Below are 22,213 nucleotides of genomic sequence, written 5' to 3' on the forward strand. Positions count from 1 at the left end.
CGCTATCACAGAATCACCCCTGCCATCCAGGGAATATTTTCACCCTTTTTCGATACAGTCAGGCAAAGGTTTATCCGGGCTACTTCCTATCGAAACGTCCTATTTTCCATTTATAGAACATCGAACGATAAAAAGATGAAGAACCGGATTACGATTCTTCACCTGTTGCTATTTCATTTTCCGGATAGCTGATCCAATCGCTCCAGCTTCCGGCATACAGCTTTATGTTTTGAAATCCGGCTTGCTTTAAACCGATCACATTCGGACATGCCGAAACGCCTGATCCACAGTACACAATGATTTCTTTCGTTTTATCAAGCCCTGCATAATTCTCTGTTAATCCCTCTACACTTTTCCATCTGCCTTCATCATCGATCACGTTTTTCCAAAAATAATTGACAGCAGTGGGAATATGGCCCGCTTTATGGTCAAGCGGTTCTTCTGCTCCTAAATATCTCGCTTGATCACGAGAATCGACCAGCACGGAGTTTGAATTTCCGATTCTTGCTTTTACACCATTCACATCGACAAGCGCTTCTTCTCTTACACGCGGCACATACTCAACAGCTACTGCTTCCGGCAGCTTTGTAGAAGCCTCCAAGCCTCTTTCCAGCCAGTTTTTGTAGCCGCCGTCTAAAATATGAATGTTTTCATGACCAAGATAATGGAGCTGCCACCAAAAACGCGAGGCATACATTCCCTCATTATCATCGTATGCAATGACTGTTGACTTTGAATGAATCCCGATATCCCCGAGTGCCTTCGTGACTTTTTCGACATCCGGAAGTGGATGCCTCCCTCCATGTTCTCCTAGATCTCCTGATAAATCTAAGTCCAGATCAAGAAAAAAAGCGTCCGGAATATGTCCGGCAAGGTACTCTTTTCGACCTTGCTCAGGCTTGGTTAAATGAAATCGCACATCAACTATCACTGTATCATTCGGATGCTCGTTGACCTGTTTGTATACCCAATTTGGCGATACGATTACTGACATAAAAATCACAGCCTCTCTACGAATGAATTCCCACTATATAACTTTGTTTTATCGTAGCATGTTCACCGGGATTGCTCAATTTTTTGCTTCGATTGTCAAAAATTAAAGTTTTGTAAATCAATCTCTCCAAGTTCATATCTTTGAATTCATTCGGGTAATTTCTTAATATGTTATTCTGCAGGAAATTAGGATGTCATTGACATCGATTTTCGTCAGGCTTTGCATCTGAGGTTCGATGAGATAATGACTCCAAACAACGGGAGCGATCCATGAGACATGCTAACGGAGACCCCCCTACTTCAATGACCAAAAAGCCTGGAGGTTTAAGGTTTTGCTGCTTTGTTAATGCGGGATCCAAAGGAGGAATGATACCCGTGACACGATCATTGGATAAAGGAAGCAAGCCGATTAATCAAAAGACTATTGCTGCTGTTCTGATCGCGGGAGCGTTTGTTGGGATTTTGAACCAGACGTTATTAATCACCGCTCTACCGATCATAATGCATGATATGAATGTCAACCCAAGCCAAGTACAATGGCTAACTACCATTTTCCTATTAACAAATGGGATCATGATTCCGATTACGGCTTTTTTGATTTCTAAATTTACGACGAGACAGTTATATTTGGCAGCAATGGGGTTATTTGCATTTGGCACATTTCTTGCCGCTGTTGCCCCCGTTTTTTCTGCTTTGCTTGTTGGAAGGGTAATCCAGGCGGCAGGAGCAGGCATATTAATTCCATTAATGCAAACGATATTCTTGAATATATTTCCTGAAGAAAAGCGCGGATCAGTTATGGGATTCGTAGGATTGGTTATCTCCTTTGCCCCCGCCATAGGACCAACACTTTCCGGCTGGATCATTGGCCATGGTTCATGGAGACTCTTGTTTTATATTATCCTGCCGATTGCTTTGATTAATATCGCCTTTGCCTGGTATTCTCTCAAAAATATAACCGAGCAAACGAACCCGAAATTAGATATTCTTTCAATCTTGTTGTCTACTTTAGGTTTCGGAGGGATGCTATATGGCTTCAGCGTGGCAGGTTCTGACGGATGGTCATCGTCACAAGTTATGTTTTCCCTGATTGGCGGTGCGCTTGCACTTGTTCTCTTTATTTGGAGGCAGCTGATTTTGTCAGCTCCGATCATGGAGTTTCGAGTGTTTAAATCTCCTTTGTTTGCGATCAGTTCAGCAATAGGAATCGTGATCTTTGCGTCACTTATAGGTGCAGAAACAGTTTTGCCGATTTACGTTCAGGATATAAGAGGGTTTTCAGCACTCGACTCAGGTTTGATGCTTCTTCCCGGCGCAATAATGATGGGAATTATGTCGCCTATTACCGGCAGAATTTTTGACAAGGTCGGAGCAAGAGGGCTCTCAATTACAGGATTGTTTTTATTAACTGCTTCAACTTTGCCTTTCTCGTTCCTAAATGATGCAACGCCATTTTGGTATATGACCGTCATGTTCACGATTCGGATGGCCGGGATTTCCATGGTTATGATGCCAATAATGACAGCTGCGCTCAATGAGCTTAACAACCGATTGATTCCGCATGGAACTGCGATGATCAATACGTTGAACCAAATTGGAGGATCTATCGGCACAGCCGTATTAATCACCGTATTTTCAACATCATCCGCAGCTTCGAACGCATCATCATCCGCAGCTGCAACACATGGTGTAAACAGTGCATTTTTCGTCGCAACTGTGATTTCTTTCGTTGGTTTTGTTCTCTCCATGTTTATTAAACGGAAGGCAAATACAAAAGAGAAGACTGTACAAGGAGTGCCTAAGTCATCCATTAATTAATAGGAAGGGTAGAGTTAACGCGGGATCATCAACTGCTAACTCTATCCTTTTTTTAATTTCCCACCTCACCCGCAACCACCTTTTTCCATTATATAATAATTATTTCTCAAACTATCGTTTTTTTGCTATAATAGCTTATGCTTCATCAATTAACCGAACAGTAAAGTCAAACAAATGGAGATATATGTTATGAATAGAACTGACTTAAAAAAACAAAAGAAGAGAAAATTTAGGTGGTTTCGCTTCATTCTTTTTCTTATGGTTTTTATATTAATAGCAGGTACTGCTTATTGGATTGTCCAATATAATAGCGGGAAATCGGCCGCAAGCGAGGATGCGCCTAAAAAAGAAGACTATCAATTTGACGGTTCGATCCCAAATAACGGCGAAATGAACGTCCTCCTTTTGGGAAGTGACAGCCGCGGGGAAGAACTCGCGCGAACCGATACAATTATGATCGCCCATTATTCGGATAAACAAAAACAGCCAAAGCTCATCAGCATCATGCGAGATTCCTACGTAAGTATTCCAGGCTACGGCAATAATAAAATAAATGCTGCTTTTGCATTTGGCGGACCTGACCTGTTACGCAAAACGATTGAAGAAAATTTCGGAATAGATATTAACTACTACGCCATTGTCGACTTTGAAGGCTTTGAAAAAGTGGCGGATATCGTTGCGCCGAACGGGATAAAAGTCAATGTTCCGCACAAGATGTCAGAAGGTATCGGAATGACGCTTCAACCAGGAGAACAAACCTTAAAAGGAAAACAGCTTCTAGGATATGTCCGTTACCGAAAAGACACCCAAAGTGATTTTGGCCGCGTCGCACGCCAGCAGGAAGTCTTGTCAAAAATGAAAGAAGAAGCAACGGACATAGAAAGCATCACCCAGCTGCCGAAAATTCTTGGTACAATTGAACCTTATGTTACAACCAATGTCCCATCAACTGCCTTTTTAGGCTTAGGAAGAGATATTGTACTTGGTGATACAAAAGAAGTTGATACTCTGCGGATACCGGTCGACGGTTCATATACAGATCAGAGCTATAGTAATATTGGATCCGTACTTGATCTGGACATCGAAGAAAACAGCCAAGCTATCAAAGATTTCCTGGCTGGTAAAGCGAGCCAAGAATCCGATTCATCATCGTAACGAAAAGCCCTTTCTTTTAATAGAAAGGGTTTTTTTGTACTGATTGCCCTACTCATTTTTTGGGTAATAAGAAAACCCCGGATATTTGACGACCGGCCATTTCTCCTTCCGCAGCGCATTTATCAATTCCGGCCCTGCATGTAAGTGCTCTTGAACGAGCTCTTTCGGAGTCAGCGCCATCCACTGGTTTAATGACACATCGGCAAAGCGATTACTTTTGAAAATTTCCAGAAACCAAAGGCTTTTTGTACCTGTATTTTGGATGTAGTGTCCCATAGCGAACGGAACATATCCTACATCACCTGCCCGATAATCAAACGTTCTGGCCGTACCGCTCGCTCCGAAGACTGTCATGCGGCCGGTTCCCGTAAGGTAGTACTGCCACTCATCGTTATTCGGATGCCAATGCATTTCTCTCATTCCGCCCGGCTTGACTTCAACCAATGCCGCAGCGATCGTCGTCGATATCGGGAAGTTGCTGGAATCAACAATGCGAACCGTCCCGCCAGGAGTAACGATGGGCTTCTGGGCAAGCAGCCGATGTGTGAAGCTCTTCGGCACAGTGCCATATGGATCCGGTACCTTCTGGCTTTCTAATGAGCCGGGTACGTTTGCCTGGAAAATGTATCGCTGTTTTTTTGGAATACGGGCAAAGGCACTTACTGGTACACCAAAATTCGCCGACAAAACCTCCTTAGGTGTATGCGCGAACCAATCGGTAATAGAGAAAGTGTCAAGATCGGTGAAGCTGCCGTCATCAAAGACAAGCAGAAATTCACATCCTTCCTCCAGCCCTTGAATCGAGTGCGGAATTCCAGCGGGAAAGTACCATAAGTCTCCTTCGCCTACATCTGCGATAAAGTTCCTTCCATCCTGATCGACTGAAGTGATTCGTGCACGTCCCAAAATCATATAGGCCCATTCCGCCTGCTTATGCCAATGTAACTCACGTACACCGCCCGGGGTCAGGCGCATATTCACCCCCGCAAGCGTGGTTGCGATCGGCAGCTCCCTAACCGTTATTTCCCGAGACCAGCCGCCGTGATTTAACTGCATATGGGTATCAGAGTAAGAAAATTTTAAATTAGGGATCGTTCCAGCGTCGGTGACGGCGGAACCAGCATGTCGGGATTCTCAAGGTCCCTCATAACGTCTCGAGGTCCGAGATCCGTCGCACCTGCACCATCATCTCTGATCGGCTGCGGTATATCATTCGTCCTATTTGTAAACCTAGATTCCATCAATTATGCTCCTCTCATCGTACTTGATGGATGATTCCTGTATCAGTATATGAAGGCGATTTCTTAATATACGCCAATCCACTCTGTTAGGAACTATAGGGAGCGGACCAAACTTGATTTGTTCTCCCTCGCAAAAATTGCCATGCTTTTCATAAATTGATAGAGTAGTTTTGGAGTTCAACATTAGATTAGGCGGTGTGAAAATGGCAAACCATGTTGTCATTGTTGAAGACGAGAAAGAAATAGGAGAAGTAATAGTCGAACATTTACAGGAAAAAGGGTACCGTACAACCTGGATAAAGAGCGGAGAAGACTTGATCAATTATCTGGAGGACTGTGATTTGATTCTGCTTGATGTCATGCTTCCGGGGCTAGATGGATTTACGATCGGCAGCAGAATAAAGAGCCGTCATCCGAACCTCCCTATCATCCTTTTGACTGCCCGTTCTGCCATAGATGATAAGTTAAATGGCCTTGAATTTGCCGATGATTACATTACGAAACCCTTTCATCCAGATGAGCTGACTGCCCGGATGGAAATCTGCTTGAGAAGATATGATAAAAAGCAAGAAAGCATCATTCATATCCGCCATCTGAAAATAAATTTGGAAGGCTATGAAGTTTTCAATCTAGAAACCGATGAAACGATCCCTTTAACGGAAACCCAATTTAAGCTGCTGTTTACGATGGTCAAGCATGCAAATCAAATTCTAACAAAGGAACGGCTGTACGAATTGATTTGGGATCAAACGTATGTGGAAGGGGACAAAACCTTGAGTGTACATATCCGCTACTTGCGAAAAAAAATCGAAAAGGATCCGAATCATCCCCTCATAATCGAAACAATCCGGGGAATCGGCTACAGAGTGAAGCAATGAATCTAACAAAAAAGTACGTCATGCTCATTGTGCTGTCGATTTTTATGCTTCCCCTTACTTATTTCGGTATTTCCTTATTCCTTTTTTTCGGCGTCAATTTTTTTGCACCTGATCTTCATCCGAGCTATGACGAGAAAACCGTGACAGAATCGGTAAATGAAACAACAGCAGAAATAGCGCCTAATAACAAGCAACAGCTGATGGAACAGTTGAAAAACGAATATCCCGAATCAACTGTCTCCATTTTGGCTTCCGATGGGCAACTGATAAAACCAAATCAGAAAGAAACAGAGAAATGGACTCCGTCTCAAGCAGCTGCAGAGACTGAAAAGATGAAAGGCAGCCGCGACTTTATGCTGCTAGTGCCTTTAAAGGATGATTCGGTGCTGTATTTCCGAATGGATGATTCCCTGTTTTTAAACAAGTGGCAAAGAAATAGCAGCCTTTATGCCCCCGTTTACTTTCTATTTATGTTATTAGCTTGGGCTGGATTTATTTATTTGTCATGGTTATTTTTCAAGAGAATAAAAAATAGGCTCATCCAATTAGGCAAGCAAATGCAGCTAGGTACTGACAAGACGATTCCTGCCCCAGTGAAAATCATTCAGAAAGACGAAATCGGCGAGCTTGAGCATGCTTTTAACGATATGATCGCCGAGCTTAAAGCGAGCCGTGAGCAAGAACAGAAGGAATCAGAAATCAGACGAAAACTGATTGCCGATCTTTCGCACGATTTACGGACGCCGCTTACCGTGATGAATGCTCATGCTTATAAACTGCAAAAGGAGCCTTTATCATTGGAAGGGAAAAAGTCGTTGGATATTATGACAGCTAAGGCTGCATCAGCAAGCCAAATGATGGACAACCTTACCTACGTTGCCCTTCTCCACGCGCATAAAATTCCGATGAAGCCCCAGAAGCAAGATTTATCAAAGCTGATCAGGGACAAATTAGTCGAATGGTATCCAATGCTGGAAGAAAACGAGATTCTGACGGATGTTTCACTCGATAAACAGTTCCAATGGTTCATCGATAAGCAGTGGTTTACACGAATCCTTGATAACCTTTTCCAAAATGTCATTCGCCACGCAAAGGACGGACGCTACCTCCTTGTGAAAACAGATGAGGCAAATACTTATGAACGGCTCATCATTAAAGACAAAGGTCCAGGGATGGCAGCTGATTCTGAAAACCGCGGAGCAAATATTGGCTTTACCATTGTCAAGGAGATGACAAGCCAGATGGGTTTAGAGCTTACAGTCCATAGCTCGAATGAAGGAACAGAAATTCACATATTAAAAAAAGAAGGACTTTAACCAGATTTTAACCTTCCGTTTGCCATCGTTTTAACCTCTCTTTCTTATACTTGAAACACATTATTGAAAGAGGTGGAAAACATTGAGCGATGTACTCGTAACAGTAGATGACCTAACCTTTTCCCTGAACAAACAGCCGTTGTTAAAAAACATTAGCGCCCATTTCCAGAAAGGGAGAATATACGGCCTTCTCGGGCCAAACGGGGCTGGAAAAACGACACTCCTTAAATCTCTTCTCGGTGTGTTCACGCCGGATCACGGACAAGTAACGTATAAAGGTGAGCCCATCGATTCACAAAAGGATTACCTGCACCGTGTAGGAAGTGTTATTGAATATCCAGGGTTTTATGAGCATTTAACCTTGGAGGAAAATTTAATATTGCATATGAAAACTCTCCGATTAAAAACGGACCGTGAACATATACGAAGTATGCTTGGAAGGGTTGGCTTAACTGAGCATATCCAGAAAAAATTTTCGCAAACGTCTCTTGGCATGAAACAGCGTCTGGGATTGGCTCGAGCGATGATCCATGATCCGGAATTTTTATTGCTTGATGAGCCGACAAACGGACTTGATCCGCGAGGAATTAAAGAAATGCGTGACGTTCTGCTTGAGCTGGCAAGAAATGAAAAGCGGTCCATTCTTCTATCCAGCCACATTCTTAGTGAGATCAGCAAACTGGCAGATGAGCTGCTGATCATGAAAAATGGAGAAATCGTCTTTCGTGCAGCAGTGCCCGACCATAACCAAACGTTTCATTCTTATCAAATAGAAGGATCGGAGGAGCATTTGCGAAAGCTGGCCGCAATCTTTCACCACTCCATGATCCGTCTCGAAAAGAGTTCAATCACAATGGCTTCTGCAAGAGATTTGTCAGAAATCACGGAATCTGTCGAAAAACTGAAGTGCAAAATCTCCGTAAAAAAAGAACTCACCTTAGAAGAATTGTACCTTGAGCTCTTAGAACAGGGGGAAGCTTAATATGATTCATTTGATTCAGACGGAATGGATGAAATGGAAACGGCTGATGCTCATACCGTTCGTTGTTTTGGTCAGCTTTTTTCCGCTCTTATTAAATACGTTTGCTATGAAACTATCAAAGAGAGAACCGGATATTGAGTGGTATTATTTCACTGTTTTTAATCAATATAGCTTTTTGTTTCCCGCTGTCTTGATGGTGTTCGCCGGATTTCTTTTTTATCAGGAATACAAAAACAGAACGGTCATGAACTGGCTGAGCTACCCGTACTCCGCCCGGCAAATGATCCTCGCCAAAATGTATTGTATTGCGATCAGCATTTTCGCCCTTTCATTGCTTAATCACTTCGGCCTGCTGCTTTTCATGCAGATTCTGTTTTCAGAAGAGGCATCACTTTCACTACTAGCAAACAGGCTGCTAAGCTCTGTCGTCTTTACCCTGATTAGCCTGGCAGCAGTTCCAGCCGTTGCGACATTTATGATTTGGACAAAAAATATCTTAATAGTTTCATTCGCAGCGTTAGGAATAATGTTTGCAACGACCTTAATGATTGGCGCTGATTTTTCAATCATCAATCCATTTGCGTTTGCATACAGAGTCTCTATCTGGATTTTTGAGCCGTCGTTTTCCTATGAAAACCCAATGCTATATGTCTTTGGCAGCTTCATCTTGCTTGCCTATATCGCAGTTTCTTTTTTCGTTCTGCATCTATTTTCAAAAAAACCGCAATGGCTGATGGGATAGCCAGGAAGGAGGGCTAGTTTAATGGAGATCATTCTCTTTATCGTTTCACTCGCCGCTTTTGTATCGTCAATTATTTGCTTCGGTTACAACATCGTTGTCAATGGCGCGAAAGAAGTTTTTAACACGAAGAACAAGCTTGTAAAGGCATCGATAGCTTTATTCCTGGTCTATGCCGTGACTTTTGTATTCTTTTTATTGTTGTGGAATTAGTAAAGGGGCTCTCCATAAAGTCATCTTGACTGACTTTATGGACAACCCCATTTAGGTTATAAAATTTATGCAAAGTGACAAGCCACAAATCGATCTTCTTCTACTTTTCTATATTCCGGTGCTTTATCTTTGCAAATTTCTTCAGCATATGGGCATCTCGTATGAAATTTGCATCCTGGAGGAGGAGACGAAGGATCAGGAATATCTCCTTTAAGAACGATACGATCTCTTCTCTGAGTAGGATCAGGAATTGGAACTGCAGATAACAGGGCTTTCGTATACGGATGAAGCGGGTTTGAGAAAATCTTGTCTCTTGGGGCCATTTCCATGAGATTGCCAAGATAGAGTACCCCTATTTGTGAACAAAGATGCTCAACAACACTTAAATCATGAGAAATAAACAAGTATGTTAATCCCTTTTCCTTCTGCAGATCACTGAATAGATTAATGATTTGGGCTTGGATAGAGACATCTAAAGCAGAAACAGGTTCATCAGCAACAATTAGATCAGGATTTAATATGGCCGCTCTAGCAATTCCGATGCGCTGCCGCTGTCCCCCTGAGAATTCGTGAGGATAACGATCATAATAATAAGAAGGTAGCCCACAAAGCTCGAGTACCTCTTCCACTCTCTTTCTTACTTCTTTTTTTCCTAATAGCTGATGATCGAGTGTTGCTTCACCAATGGCATCACCAATACGTATTCGCGGATTGAGTGAACTAAATGGATCCTGAAAAACAAATTGCAGCTTTTTTCGAAGCAGTCTCATTTCTTGCTTAGAGAGTGAGAAAAGATCGATTCCATCATACATAACGCTTCCTGCTGTTTTATCTAATAGACGCAATATTGTGCGCCCAATAGTACTCTTTCCGCTTCCTGATTCCCCAACAAGGCCAAAAGTTTCCCCCCGTTTAATTGTAAAACTGACATTATCAACGGCCTTTACTTGTCCAATCTTTCTGCCAAAAAGTCCTCCAGAAACAGGATAATATTTTTTTAGGTTTTGTACTTCAATTAAATTCTCTTTCATCCTGTCTCCTCCTCTTGCAACCAGCAAGCAACCTGATGACCGACTTTTGTCTTTTTTAATGCCGGCTGCTTTTCTCGGCATACCGGCATACAATATTCACATCTATCACTAAATAGGCAAAAGCCATCTACATTGGTTAGGTTTGGCACCTGGCCAGGAATCGAATATAGCCTGTCTTTTCTTTGGTTTATCACTGGTTTTGACTTTAATAATCCTTTTGTATAAGGATGCTGTGGATTTTTAAATAGCTCATATACTGATGCCTGCTCAACAATTTTCCCTGCGTACATAACCACGACATAATCCGCCACTTCTGCCACAACTCCAAGATCGTGGGTAATTAAAAGGATAGATGTGTTTTTCTCCTCATTAACCTTTTTTAATAGCTCAAGGATCTGCGCTTGAATCGTAACATCTAAGGCAGTCGTAGGTTCATCTGCTATTAATAACTTAGGGTTGCAGCTTAAAGCGATCGCGATCATTATTCTTTGCAGCATTCCTCCGCTTAACTGATGGGGGTAGCTTTCTGCAATTTTTTTTGTTCCGGGAATCCCGACAAGCTCAATCAACTCGAGGACCAACTTCTTGGCATTTTTTCTGGAAATCTGCCGATGCTCAAGGATTGCTTCTTCAATTTGATGGCCAATTTTCAACACTGGATTTAGGGATGACATGGGCTCTTGAAAAATCATAGCAATGTCGTTACCTCTTAAACGATTCATCTCTCTTTTTCTAGCTTTTAAAAGATCCTGCCCGTTAAACCAAACCTCACCGCTCATAACTTTTCCTGTAGCTTCATCAATTAAACCCATTAAGGTCATCGCGGTTACACTCTTCCCGCAGCCCGACTCTCCAACGATGCACACCGTTTCCCCTTCTTTTATACGAAAGCTGATGTCGTTAACAGCTTTTACGATTCCGTTTTCAGTTGAAAAATGAATACTAATATTTTTTATATCCATAATGGTTTTTGGTGCGGTTGACATGTATTACTTCCTCCCTTTTATATTCGGATCTAAGGCATCCCTCAAACCATCACCAAGTAGATTAATGCTTACTACCGTTGCAAATATTGCTAATCCAGGAGGGATCCACAGCCAAGGTCTTCTTTGAAAATCGATTAGTGAATTGGCTGAGTCTATCATATTGCCCCATGAAGCTGTTGGAGGAACGACTCCCAAACCAAAATAACTAAGTACAGATTCACTTAATATTGCGCCCCCAACACTTAGAGTAGCCGAGACAATAAGTATAGGAATAATATTAGGCATTAAATGACCAAATAGCTTTCTTCTATCCTTGAGACCTAAGGCGTCAGCTGCATGCATAAATTCACGTTCTCTTAAACTCAAAACCTGGCTTCTTACGAGTCGGGCAAGTCCCGGCCAACCAACGAAACTCAGCATGATCATGACGATATATAACCTAGTATCCGCAGGCACCTTCCAATCGGACATAACTGCTGCCATAATGAACAAAAGTGGAAGCCCAGGTATCGTCATTAGTACATCCGCTGTTCTCATAATCACTTGATCTACTATTCCACGATAATATCCTGCAACAATCCCAAGTGCTGCCCCAATTGAAACAGAAAGTACCATGGATCCAAGACCAACCGTTAGGGATATTCTTCCTGCTTGCATCACCCTGGTAAGAATATCTCTGCCAAGCTTGTCAGTCCCCAACCAGTGAGAGGCATTCGGTGCACTATTGATATTTAATGTATCCACTTTATTTCCTGCATAAGGAGAAAATAGAGGTCCAATAAAACAAAAAACAAATATAAAAACAAGGAAGTATAATCCTCCCATTGCCATTCTGTTTTTCATTAGTCTTCGAAAGGTTAATCTCCAAATTGATACTGGTTTCTTTATCGATCTTGTGTTCACATGTTCTCTAGAAATTCCCTTCACACTCTCCAACTTATTCCCCTCCTATTTCACTCGAACCCTGGGGTCTGCTGCTCCGTATAAAAGGTCTGCCAATAAGTTGCTGACTACGGTTAATACAGCAATAAACATTGTAAATCCCATTAAAAGCGGATAGTCTCTTACAGTAAATGCCTGCATATAAATAGAACCTACCCCGGGCCAATTAAAAACCCGTTCGATAACAATAGCTCCACTGAATAAAGCAGGCAATTCGAAACCGAACAAAGTAATAGCTGGTAGTAATGCATTTCGTAAGGCATGTCTGTAAATCACTACTTTTTCTTTTAACCCCTTTGCTCTAGCTGTTCTGATAAAATCCTGTTTAACAACTTCAAGCATATTTGTCCGAAAATAACGGGTAAGCGAACCTACGCTGAGCATTGTCAAAACGACCACTGGGAGAAACATGTGATCAAGTACCTGAAGAATGTATGAAAAACCGGTAGCATTACTGCCAGTGGTACTCATTCCGCCAGCTGGGAATAGATTTAGATCGACGGCAAAGATCTTTATTAAGAGCAGGCCTATAAAAAAGGATGGAAGTGACATTGCAGCGAAAACACCCAATGTAACTGCCGAATCAAAAAAAGAATACTGTCTTGTCGCAGAAATAACCCCAATCACAATAGCTACTACCCATGTTAAGATGAGGGATGCAAAAGCAATAATAAATGAATTCCATATGTAATCAGACAATAATGATGAGACAGGCTGTTGATATTGCAATGAGAACCCGAAGTCACCTGTAAAAACATTACCGATCCAAGTGAAATAGCGCTGGATAATCGACTGATCAAGCCCATACAACAATTTTAGCTCGGCCTTTCTCTCAGCTGTCAGACTGGAATTTGAATCCACAAAATCTCCAGGCGTTAATGCATAGAGAAAAAAGATTAGAATAGATGCACCTAACAGGGTTGGAATCATATAGAGAAATCGTTTGATAATGTATGCCTTCATTTCATGCCTCCTTCTAAAAGAAAAGTGTGGCCAGCCTGCCGATTATTCGATCAGCAGGCTGCCACATTCTATGATTAAATTTGTCTTATTTTATTATCAATTTCGGAAGATTTGGGGTAATTCCCCGGTATCCGTTCGGTTCAAAGCCTTCAATTCTCGCATTATGGGCCGAAAGAATTTTAGTATATCCCAGGAAAATATAAGGCGGATCATCGCTTAATTCTTTATACAGCTCATGATACTTTTCGGTGCGTTTCTTGATATCATTCGTACTAATGCTTTCATCAATTAACTGATTAACTTTTCCGTTTTTGTAACCAGTAACAGCGTCCGGCTTTTCGGAATGGAAATCGACAACTCCATTATATGGATCAGTCAGCATTGGAGTTGAGAAGGACGCAAGATCATGATCGCCTTTTTCAACTCTTGACAATAGTGCATTGAAATCCATCTGCTCAGCCTCTAGTTCAATACCAATTTCTTTATAATTCTCTTTAGCAATTGGAATCAAAACATCAGATAATGGCGTTTTTGAGGTGAAATAGCGTATCGTCAACCTTGTACCATCTTTTTCACGTATGCCATCAGACCCCTCTTTCCACCCTGCTTCATCCAACAATTCTTTTGCTTTTTCAGGATCATATTCATATGGATTTATGTCATCTGTATAAGCCCATGATGTAGGAGATACGGGTTCATTCGCTACCTGCGCGTAGCCTTGATATGTAGTATCGAGAATGGATTGGCGATTTAGCCCGTAAATAAAAGCCTGTCTCACTTTCTTGTCTTTGAAAAATGGTTTTTCATGGTTGAATGTCAAGTAGCTATATGCACTTGAAGTATATAGATTTATATTTGCAAAACCCAAGCTTTTCAGTGTTTCAAAATTGTCATTATTTGCAGGAAAACCACTATAGTCAATTTCTCCTGTTTCAAAAAACTGTAATCCATCGCCTTCAGTTGTTTTGTATATAAAGTTCTCAACCTCAGGCTTTCCGCCATAATAGTATTCATTTGCTTTATACCGAACCTCTTGACCAGGAATGTATTTATCGAATTTATACGGACCGGCGCCAACCGGCTTCGAATAAAGATCCTTAATATAATCTAAGTTCCCGTATTTATAGTCCTTGCCATAGTATTCTTTTGAAAGAACCTGGCCACCAAGCAAACGAAGTGCTCTCGCATTCACTTCTTCTGTAGTGATCTCAATCGTTTGCGGATCAATGACTTTAATGCCTCCAATCTCTTTAGAGGAGCCTTCCTTGTATTCTTTCCCGCCTTTAACTTTCGCTTCTAAAATATCCGTTCCACCGTCATATGCCGGATCATGCAAAAGAGTAAGAGTAAAAGCTACATCATCGGCAGTTAATGGAGTCCCGTTGTCAAATTTCAGACCTTTTCGTAAATGGTATGTATATGTTAACTCATCGTCTGATATGTCCCAGTTCTCGGCAAGACCAGGGGTTGGCTTTCCTTCTTTATCAATGTCTACAAGTGGCGGAAATATAGCAGATGTCACATTACCATCGTAGCCATTCGAGTAAAAATAAGGTGTGAAAATACCGCCTGGCTCTTGAAGAGCTACAACTACCGTATCTTTGCGGTTTGTTGCATTTTGCGGAGATTTTGAAGGATCAGAAGCTTTAATCACCTCGTCTTTAATACCTTGTACATCACCTTTATTTCCTTCATTGCTGCTTTGTTCTGCTCCAGACTGTTCTGTTTGGCACCCTGCCAAAAGTAATACAATGACGGCAGAAAGTATAAAAATAAGTATTACATTCTTCTTCATTTCTTTTCTCCTCCCCTTTTATAAGAAATTCACATTTACGATTAATGCCTCACCCCTATTTATTATTTCAGATATCTGTTTTTCCAAAATTATCATTTCAATGACCATATTAAAACATAGTATTCCGTTAAGTCAACTTGGTTTATTTTTTTTATGAAACATAAAATTTAAATTTCATCTTAATAATTTGTGCAATTAACTCCTGATAATTTAATATAAAAAAGTAATTGACAATTAAAATCATGCTAAGTATATTAAGAACAAAGTTTATTATTCCGATAAATTTTATATGATTTAATAATTAAGGAGGAATTCAAATGTCAGAAGATAAACAGCTAAATTCTTTAGAATCCCAAGATCTATTTGAATGGGTTAGATTAAATATTTATCTATCTTATTCGTTAGTTTAAACATAATGATCTAAAGGACTAGTAGCTGCTCTACCATTTTGGAATGAAAGGCGGCATAGAAGAGCCAAAAAGGTGACTGGTCAAGATTCATAAACTTAAGAAATTCAAATGTCCTCTATCTATTCTAGTTTTTATAAAATCATATATGAATAAGCCATATTATTTACAGAGGAGAATTTTAAAGTGAAAGAAAACACATCAGAGCAAAAACCAAAAAAGAAATTAAATTTAACATATCAAGTCATAATCGGCATTGTTTTAGGTATTTTAGTAGGATATTTTAGTAAAACATGGGGAATTCATTTACAAATATTAGGGACAGCTTTTTTAAACTTAATACAAATGGTTATTGTTCCACTTGTTTTCCCATTAATAGTTTTAGGCATTATTGGTATTAGCAATGCAAAAAGGTTTGGGAAAATTGCTATAAAATCATTAATTTATTTTGAAATTGTCACTACTTTTCTAATTGTTTTGGGAATCGTTCTTGGACAAGTGCTATCTATCGGAGACAATATTAACGTGGGAAATGTGGACACCTCTTCATTAGGGGGAGTTGCTCATAGTATAGACTTTAAGACTTTTCTTCTTGACATTATCCCTAGTAATATATTTGATGCTTTTGCTTCAGGAAATTTATTACCCATAATATTTTTTGCCTCTTTTCTAGGTTTTTCGTTAAATGCAATAGGTGAAAAAGCTAAACCAGTAGTTAGTTTCTTTGAATCATGGTCGCAAGCAATGTTTAAACTTGTAGAATATGCTATTTCATTTGCTCCTGTGGGGGTTTTTGGTTTTTTAGCCTATGACGTTGCAAAGTATGGATTACACAATCTTATTTCATTGGGACAATTTGTTTTAATAGCTTATGCTGCATTTCTGATAACCGCGGTGATATTGTTCCCCATTATTAGTTTGATATTTCGTGTCCCTTATATTGACTTATTAAAAAATATTGGAGATCTTCTTCTACTAACATTTACAACGGGCAGTTCGGGTGTTGTTATGCCTTCCGTTATTGAACGTTTGCAAAAATTTGGCGCCTCTCGTTCCGTGACATCTTTTGTGGTACCCCTGGGATATTCTTTTAATCTTGATGGCGCGTCTATTTACATTAGTTTAGCAGTCATTTTTATTTCAAATGCTTTTCATCAGACTTTAGGATTAGGACAAATTATTACGATCGTTTTATTTTTAGCCATCATTACTAAGGGAATCGCAGCTGTTCCATCGGCGGTCGTAGTTGTCTTATTAGCAGCCTCTCATCAACTTGGATTACCTGCAGAAGGAGTGGCTTTATTAATGGCAGTTGATTTCTTTGTAAATATGGGAAGATCCTCACTAAATGTGATTGGAAATTCCTTAGCCACTGTTATTATTGCTAAATCGGAAAAGGAATTTGATTATACTCCTGAAAAAAACAAGTTAAGCTTTGAAGGAAAATAAAGTAAAGGGCAGCGGTCGGCTCAGCAGCAATCAATAAACAAAAAAACTGACGGTCCGCTGTGTTGTTTTCTGTTTCTTGAAGAATCGGGAAAATAAACAGAGGAGAATGAAACATGGGAAGACATATATACAAGAAGAATGCGTTCATACTTATTGTTGGGTTGCTGGTGCTCAGCTTAGCCGCCTGCGGCATTGGAGGTTCATCTGATGAAAAAACAATTCGGGTGGGAACCTCGCCAGGACCATACAGTGAACTTTTTATATCGGCGATAAAGCCTATTCTTGAGAAAGAAGGCTACACCGTCAAATTGACCAACTTTTCTGATCTCCTTCAGGCAGATATAGCTTTAAGCGAAGGAAATATCGATTTGAATGTTGACCAGCATACGGCATATCTTACAAACTTTAACGTGGAAAAGCAGGCAAACCTTACGCCTATTGTTCATATTCCAACGGTAAGGGCCGGTATTTTCTCTAACAAACATAATACCATCGATCAAGTACAGGACGGTGCAAAAGTGGCTATTCCACAGGATCCATCCAACGCAGGACGCGCGTATCTACTGTTGCAGAAAGCGGGATGGATTAAACTGAAACCGGGTGTTACTCCGCTGACAGCAACACAGAAAGACATCATCTCTAATCCGAAACATTTAAATATCACAACCATGGATTCCGCCCAGATCCCGCGTGCCATGGATGACATCGACTTTGGCATCCTGCCCGGCAGCATCGTCTACGCATCTCACATTGATCCGAAAAAATCGCTGCTGTCTGAATCCCTCATCAAGGATCTGGAGCTGGTCGCCACGGTGGACAAGAAAAACATAAACACTAAGTGGGCGAAAGCCGTTGTCGAAGCCTACAAATCGGAAGACTTTAAAAAATACCTTGCGGAACACAACAAAAATGATTATTGGTATGTCCCCAGTGACCTGAAATAAAAAAGGACATTGTTATAAGGAAAGAAAAACACCCGGCGGGGACGCATTAAAGGTGGGGCTCCATCTGATTGGTCGATTAGGGTTGAGTGATACTTCTTCATGTTATTACTTGTGGCTACCGATGTTCACCCTTAACGTGATGAAAACCGGCTATTATTTAAGAAGAAGAACATCAAAAAAGAGTTTTGCAAGCTTTTCACCACTATGGAGTGAGTGAAGTTCATTTTCACTCTCTCACTGGGCCATCAAACTAAGCAAAATGAATACCCCCAAAATGATGAGCTTCTTTGTTACGAGGAAGCCCAAAATTTCGTTTTGGGGTACTATAAAACCTTAACTTGATAGCGATGAGGAATTTTCCCTACAATCAATTTTTGAATTTTTACAGAACCTCTTTTAACAATTCTACCATTCTTGTGGGCTCTTCTCTTTTTGTAAAGTCAGGATCTACACTCGCGAATCGAATTTTTCCTGATCGGTCAATAATATAAGTTGCTGGAACTGGGAGCTCCCATGTATCATTTCCGTTATGGATTGTTAGATCCGCACCATATTCCTTATAAATTTTAATTTGATAATCAGGTAGCTTAAATATTAAATTGTAGTTTTCAGCAACGCTTCCGTTCGTATCACTTAGAACAAGAAATTCTAACTCGTTTTTTTCTTTCGTCGTGAGTGAAGAATCAGGAGTTTGAGGACTAATAGCAATTAATTGTCCTCCTGCTGCGGTAATATCTTTTAATACTCGTTGGTAAGCTCTTAATTCTAGATTGCAATACGGACACCATCCGCCTCGATAGAAAGTTAAGATGACAGGTCCTTTTTTCAATTCTTCATAAAGGGTAATGGAAACGCCTGTGGGATCTTTTAATGTAAAATCAGGCGTTTGTTCACCAATCGATAATCCCTTTGCCATATTCGATTCGGCCAATTCTTTTGTTGCTTGTGCTATGAGTCTTTTGTTTTCGATCAAGACTTTTTGTTCAAAGCTTTCATGGAATTGCCGAATTTCATCAAATAATTTTGTCATTTTTTTCACCTCTTGAACGATTTTTCCATAGACTGTACCCGAGGCACAATCTACCCAAATAATAATGACAACGCCTGGTGCGGTACAGGTTCAATCAACCACACACAGACTAAACTACGACCAGAAAAGATAATTAGGTTCGGTTAAACGTTGGATAAACAGTTCCAATTCGAGTTTCTCGATCGTCCATGCTGGATCATTGCTGCCACCCAACCTGCAATGCATCCATCAATGCTTTCCACATCAAACTGTTTCATCCACCATACCTTCCTTCGCTGTTTAGTCTTTCATAAACTAAGACGGGGAATGGTTTGGATTTGTGACATTCATTAATAACTTTTTTTCTGTGAGAGTCTAAATTGCACGTAGAGCACCATTACGTCTAACTCGCTTTTAAAAACATGAGCTTTAAGCTCAACATCAACGTTAAAAAGACAATAGGATGCTCGAGACATAAAGATTTTGTCTCTAGGTTTAAAAACATCAGCATATGGTCATACTGTGAAGCTGTGGGTTTGGCAGCGACTTGCGCAAGTGACCGGGCTGCTTGTCGATCAGAACAAACCGAATCCGCCGTCCGTTCGCCACGTCCCGTGTCGTTGCCTGTATTTGTTTGAACGCTTGTAGCCCTGCATAGCCGCCTCCGATGATTATGCATGTCAAGTCGTTCATCTTTCCCAGCTCCTTTACGTTTTGTACATATAACAATGTAAGGCCCTGATTGTGACATCGGAAACAAACAAAAAATCATGCGCCCGTTTAATCAGCCGTTCTTTCGTGCCAGTTTGTTGAGTAAATCTGCCCGTTAGCATCCATGCAGCGCAAGAAACAGCGCTGCACCACAGAGGATGAAAATGGAGAAGCCGTCAATACTTCTACTACGGCTGGGAGAAGAAGGTCGATCAACTATGGTGCGTTAGAGCCCATCCGTTAGTCTGACTCCTACGACCACGGTGCATCACAGAATGTCGCTCCCTTTGGAAAGCACTCATGGTAGATTAATCCTATCTTGGTTTCTGCACCAGCTCCAACTTCTTTTTTCGTTTTCCATCGGTAGTTTACCCTGCAGCCTATCGGTTCGATCATCACCATCCTTCATTTTAGCCTTTATGAATCAATCCCAGGCTTCTACATATACTGTTCCATTATCAGAGTATCTTTTCACATAAAATTCAGCTTGATTATTAGAGCCATCGACCCAAGCATTAACATCTCTGAAGACATGACAATAAAGTCCATGGGCAGATTCCGTATAATAAAAATCATCACTTGTACTATTACCAAAGTAAACGCCAGATTTTACTTGATCGTCTGGGTTATATGGATCTTCTTCAAATAAATAGTAATAACCTTTTGGACTATAATAGGGAAGACAAACCCTAAAATCGCCTCCACCTGATTTAAAGTTTTTACTTTGTGTTCTAAACCAATCTTCCCCCATATAATCCCAACCAGCCGCAGAAGCGGTAAACGGAACAGAGACTGTCATAATCAGAGAAAACACCATCATAATCACTGGAACTATTACCTTTTTAGGCTTAAACATTTTCATAACTTTCATTCTCAGTTCTCCTCTACCGTTTGGATTTGAAAAATCTTATTATCCATATAATCCTATAAATCTACTATCCTTTCCAAAACAAGCTCTTTCATTATGATACAACGGCTTTTCGGGACATCGATCTGTAAAGATTGATTATAATTCCCCTTGGGGAACCATCCTCCCTTCGAAAGTCAAAAGGAGCTCCTAATACTCGGAAACGTTTCATCATGATTGCTTGGTGTGACTACGGCCAATTGTTTAACAACACAACGCCCAGTGCAACGACAATCATTTTAAACTTTTTCATGCTCATTCCTCCTAATCAATAAAATGTCGTACATCAAAATTGAGTTATTTTCTTGTACTTTAATACCACCATCCAAACGATAAACATTATCGCCCCAACTTAATCAACAAATGTTCTGTCTTTGAAGCTCAATAATTGATTTAATTCAAAAAAATCACCCTTCTCAATTGTTATAATGTTGTAAAAATTGAGCCGCAAGTTCGCCAATTGAAGCATATGCATGTGTTTTTGCCCTTAATCTCATTCTAACGTGTGCACCTTTGCTCTTACATGCATCGGTGAAAGAGTTTGCTCCCATTTACTTTAGCAATGAAAGGGTTTACTTTGATGATGAAAGGCATTGTGTTAATTCAACAAGATTAGCTCTTCCCAGTTGGAAGGGCTAATTTTATGCTTTCTATCTCCAAGCGCTAAAAGGGGTACAGCCAACATTTCGGAAATTTTGTACGCTAAGCAAATTTTGACATGAATATAGCCAAATACCTGTAGTAGAGAAAACGGCGTTTTCCTACAAGCTGAGCAGGATTAATCCTGCTTTTTCTGTGGGCCCCGCAGTCACGCAATCTAAGTGGTTCAAATCCACTCGGTAACTTTCCCTTTTAAAGTGCCGTAGCCGAAGGATTGCAGGAGTGAATCCAGAAAGTTTTTATAGAGACATACCTGATAGACGTTTTGAACTGGATGTTGATGAAGCGACTAAACAGGATCTTGGGCATGGCTTCATCCGTTATTTATGGGAACCGACTCAAGTTAGAATGAAGCCAAATGAAATTGTAGATTTTCGATTGAATGGGCAACAGGTTATTAGTGCAGGATACGCTACTGATCCATTGGAAGACATATATGTAGTACAAATGTATCCTAGACACATAAATGTTATGGCTGTTTTACTCCGTTTTAGTACATTGTGGTCTTATTCACCATCATCAAGAATTCATATGTGGTTGATAGTAAAACAAAGTTAATATCGAGACTAGATCCGATAGTTACTCCAAAACAAAAACCCCTTCTTCATCTGAAAATGTCGTTTTTAATGCGACTGCCTATCCGGAGGTTCATTTATACTGCCCAATGGAAATATTGATTTTATAATGGCCGTAGACCAGAATCTCATCCAACAGCTTGGACAGCTGATTTTGGTCAGGTACCTGGGCTTTTAAAATAAAACACGGCTCCCCGCTGACACGGTGAGCTTCTTTAATTTCATCTCGCTCCTGAATAAATTCCTGGAACTTCGTATGCCTATAATCCTTCATCTGAACGATAATAAAAATACAGTAAATGTTCCCAGCAATTTTTCGTTCAGCCGGACCGTATACCCTTCTATGACCCCGATCTCCTCCAAACGCTGAATTCGATTGGCTACGGCCACACCAGACAGATGGACAAGCTGCCCGATCTGTTTCCATTGCATTCTTGAGTTGCTTTGTAAACAGCGTATGATCTCCATATCGATGTGATCAATCATGTCAACCATCCTT

22 protein-coding genes and 1 pseudogene are annotated in these 22,213 nt (G+C 40.6%); 10 read left to right on the forward strand and 13 right to left on the reverse strand.

All coding sequences use genetic code 11. The features are described from left to right. Window positions 1–148: 148 nt before the first annotated feature. Window positions 149–994: a sulfurtransferase gene (locus AM592_RS13890; RefSeq protein ID WP_053604342.1), complete on the reverse strand. Its 846-nt coding sequence runs from the start codon at window positions 992–994 to the stop codon at window positions 149–151. Window positions 995–1,380: 386 nt separating this feature from the next. On the opposite strand from AM592_RS13890, the gene AM592_RS13895 reads away from it, so the two are divergent. Continuing rightward, complete coding sequence (locus tag AM592_RS13895) at window positions 1,381–2,811, forward strand: MDR family MFS transporter (protein ID WP_053606118.1); 1,431 nt, start codon at window positions 1,381–1,383, stop codon at window positions 2,809–2,811. Window positions 2,812–3,000: 189 nt separating this feature from the next. Further along, window positions 3,001–3,966: an LCP family protein gene (locus AM592_RS13900; protein ID WP_098945245.1), complete on the forward strand. Its 966-nt coding sequence runs from the start codon at window positions 3,001–3,003 to the stop codon at window positions 3,964–3,966. A gap of 48 nt (window positions 3,967–4,014) precedes the next feature. Here the strand turns inward: AM592_RS13900 and AM592_RS13905 are convergent. Further along, window positions 4,015–5,207 (reverse strand): annotated as a pseudogene (locus AM592_RS13905) (oxalate decarboxylase family bicupin). A gap of 203 nt (window positions 5,208–5,410) precedes the next feature. Between AM592_RS13905 and AM592_RS13910 the strand changes: the two are divergent. From AM592_RS13910 to AM592_RS13930, 5 genes are all read left to right on the forward strand, one after another. Continuing rightward, the gene (locus tag AM592_RS13910; RefSeq protein WP_053604344.1) at window positions 5,411–6,085 is read left to right on the forward strand and encodes a response regulator transcription factor; all 675 of its coding nucleotides are present in this window, start codon (window positions 5,411–5,413) and stop codon (window positions 6,083–6,085) included. Next, entirely contained in the window at window positions 6,082–7,401 is a 1,320-nt protein-coding gene (locus AM592_RS13915) for a sensor histidine kinase (protein WP_053604345.1), read from the forward strand. The genes AM592_RS13910 and AM592_RS13915 overlap by 4 nt, the downstream gene beginning before the upstream one ends. An 82-nt stretch (window positions 7,402–7,483) precedes the next feature. Continuing rightward, on the forward strand, window positions 7,484–8,383 hold the full coding sequence (locus AM592_RS13920) for an ABC transporter ATP-binding protein (protein ID WP_053604346.1): 900 nt from the start codon (window positions 7,484–7,486) through the stop codon (window positions 8,381–8,383). Between the two features lies 1 nt (window position 8,384). Next, window positions 8,385–9,125 (forward strand): ABC transporter permease, encoded by a 741-nt coding sequence (locus tag AM592_RS13925; protein ID WP_053604347.1) that lies wholly within the window; start codon window positions 8,385–8,387, stop codon window positions 9,123–9,125. 21 nt (window positions 9,126–9,146) lie between these two features. Next, on the forward strand, window positions 9,147–9,335 hold the full coding sequence (locus tag AM592_RS13930) for a hypothetical protein (RefSeq protein ID WP_053604348.1): 189 nt from the start codon (window positions 9,147–9,149) through the stop codon (window positions 9,333–9,335). Between the two features lie 65 nt (window positions 9,336–9,400). On the opposite strand, the gene AM592_RS13935 is transcribed toward AM592_RS13930, so the two are convergent. The 5 genes from AM592_RS13935 to AM592_RS13955 form a co-directional block, all read right to left on the reverse strand. Further along, window positions 9,401–10,366, reverse strand: coding sequence for an ABC transporter ATP-binding protein (locus tag AM592_RS13935; protein ID WP_053604349.1), 966 nt, complete (start codon window positions 10,364–10,366; stop codon window positions 9,401–9,403). Continuing rightward, on the reverse strand, window positions 10,363–11,352 hold the full coding sequence (locus AM592_RS13940; RefSeq protein WP_053604350.1) for an ABC transporter ATP-binding protein: 990 nt from the start codon (window positions 11,350–11,352) through the stop codon (window positions 10,363–10,365). Before AM592_RS13940 ends, AM592_RS13935 begins: the two co-directional genes overlap by 4 nt. A 3-nt stretch (window positions 11,353–11,355) precedes the next feature. Continuing rightward, window positions 11,356–12,255: an oligopeptide ABC transporter permease gene (gene opp4C, locus AM592_RS13945; protein ID WP_225970398.1), complete on the reverse strand. Its 900-nt coding sequence runs from the start codon at window positions 12,253–12,255 to the stop codon at window positions 11,356–11,358. Between the two features lie 45 nt (window positions 12,256–12,300). After that, window positions 12,301–13,257, reverse strand: coding sequence for an ABC transporter permease (locus AM592_RS13950; RefSeq protein WP_053604351.1), 957 nt, complete (start codon window positions 13,255–13,257; stop codon window positions 12,301–12,303). A gap of 85 nt (window positions 13,258–13,342) precedes the next feature. Then, a complete protein-coding gene (locus AM592_RS13955; RefSeq protein ID WP_053604352.1) occupies window positions 13,343–15,052 on the reverse strand; it encodes an ABC transporter substrate-binding protein in 1,710 nt (569 codons plus the stop codon). A 593-nt stretch (window positions 15,053–15,645) separates the two neighbouring features. Here AM592_RS13955 and AM592_RS13960 point away from each other — a divergent pair. Next, window positions 15,646–16,908: a dicarboxylate/amino acid:cation symporter gene (locus AM592_RS13960; RefSeq protein ID WP_053604353.1), complete on the forward strand. Its 1,263-nt coding sequence runs from the start codon at window positions 15,646–15,648 to the stop codon at window positions 16,906–16,908. 113 nt (window positions 16,909–17,021) lie between these two features. Continuing rightward, window positions 17,022–17,852, forward strand: a complete 831-nt coding sequence (locus AM592_RS13965) for a MetQ/NlpA family ABC transporter substrate-binding protein (RefSeq protein ID WP_053604354.1) — start codon at window positions 17,022–17,024, stop codon at window positions 17,850–17,852. A 382-nt stretch (window positions 17,853–18,234) separates the two neighbouring features. Here AM592_RS13965 and AM592_RS13970 read toward each other — a convergent pair whose 3' ends face one another. From AM592_RS13970 to AM592_RS13980, 4 genes are all read right to left on the reverse strand, one after another. Next, window positions 18,235–18,882, reverse strand: a complete 648-nt coding sequence (locus AM592_RS13970) for a peroxiredoxin-like family protein (RefSeq protein ID WP_053604355.1) — start codon at window positions 18,880–18,882, stop codon at window positions 18,235–18,237. Between the two features lie 483 nt (window positions 18,883–19,365). Next, complete coding sequence (locus AM592_RS13975) at window positions 19,366–19,590, reverse strand: hypothetical protein (RefSeq protein ID WP_225970231.1); 225 nt, start codon at window positions 19,588–19,590, stop codon at window positions 19,366–19,368. Between the two features lie 234 nt (window positions 19,591–19,824). Beyond that, window positions 19,825–19,968 carry a hypothetical protein gene (locus AM592_RS24160; RefSeq protein ID WP_158320306.1) on the reverse strand — a complete coding sequence of 48 codons (144 nt, stop codon included), beginning with the start codon at window positions 19,966–19,968 and terminating at the stop codon, window positions 19,825–19,827. 28 nt (window positions 19,969–19,996) lie between these two features. Further along, complete coding sequence (locus tag AM592_RS13980) at window positions 19,997–20,443, reverse strand: hypothetical protein (RefSeq protein ID WP_053604357.1); 447 nt, start codon at window positions 20,441–20,443, stop codon at window positions 19,997–19,999. A 918-nt stretch (window positions 20,444–21,361) separates the two neighbouring features. Between AM592_RS13980 and AM592_RS13985 the strand changes: the two genes are divergently transcribed. Then, window positions 21,362–21,697: a hypothetical protein gene (locus AM592_RS13985; protein ID WP_053604358.1), complete on the forward strand. Its 336-nt coding sequence runs from the start codon at window positions 21,362–21,364 to the stop codon at window positions 21,695–21,697. Between the two features lie 90 nt (window positions 21,698–21,787). Here the strand turns inward: AM592_RS13985 and AM592_RS24695 are convergent, their stop codons facing one another. Together AM592_RS24695 and AM592_RS24700 are read right to left on the reverse strand one after the other, a co-directional pair. Beyond that, window positions 21,788–21,988, reverse strand: a complete 201-nt coding sequence (locus AM592_RS24695; protein ID WP_211086133.1) for an Lrp/AsnC ligand binding domain-containing protein — start codon at window positions 21,986–21,988, stop codon at window positions 21,788–21,790. Continuing rightward, window positions 21,985–22,213, reverse strand: a 229-nt coding sequence (locus tag AM592_RS24700; RefSeq protein ID WP_225970232.1) for an Lrp/AsnC family transcriptional regulator, incomplete at its 5' end; no start/stop codon positions are given. The genes AM592_RS24700 and AM592_RS24695, both read right to left, overlap by 4 nt.

Origin of the sequence: Bacillus gobiensis, assembly GCF_001278705.1 — a bacterium.
GTDB classification, from domain to species: domain Bacteria; phylum Bacillota; class Bacilli; order Bacillales; family Bacillaceae; genus Bacillus; species Bacillus gobiensis.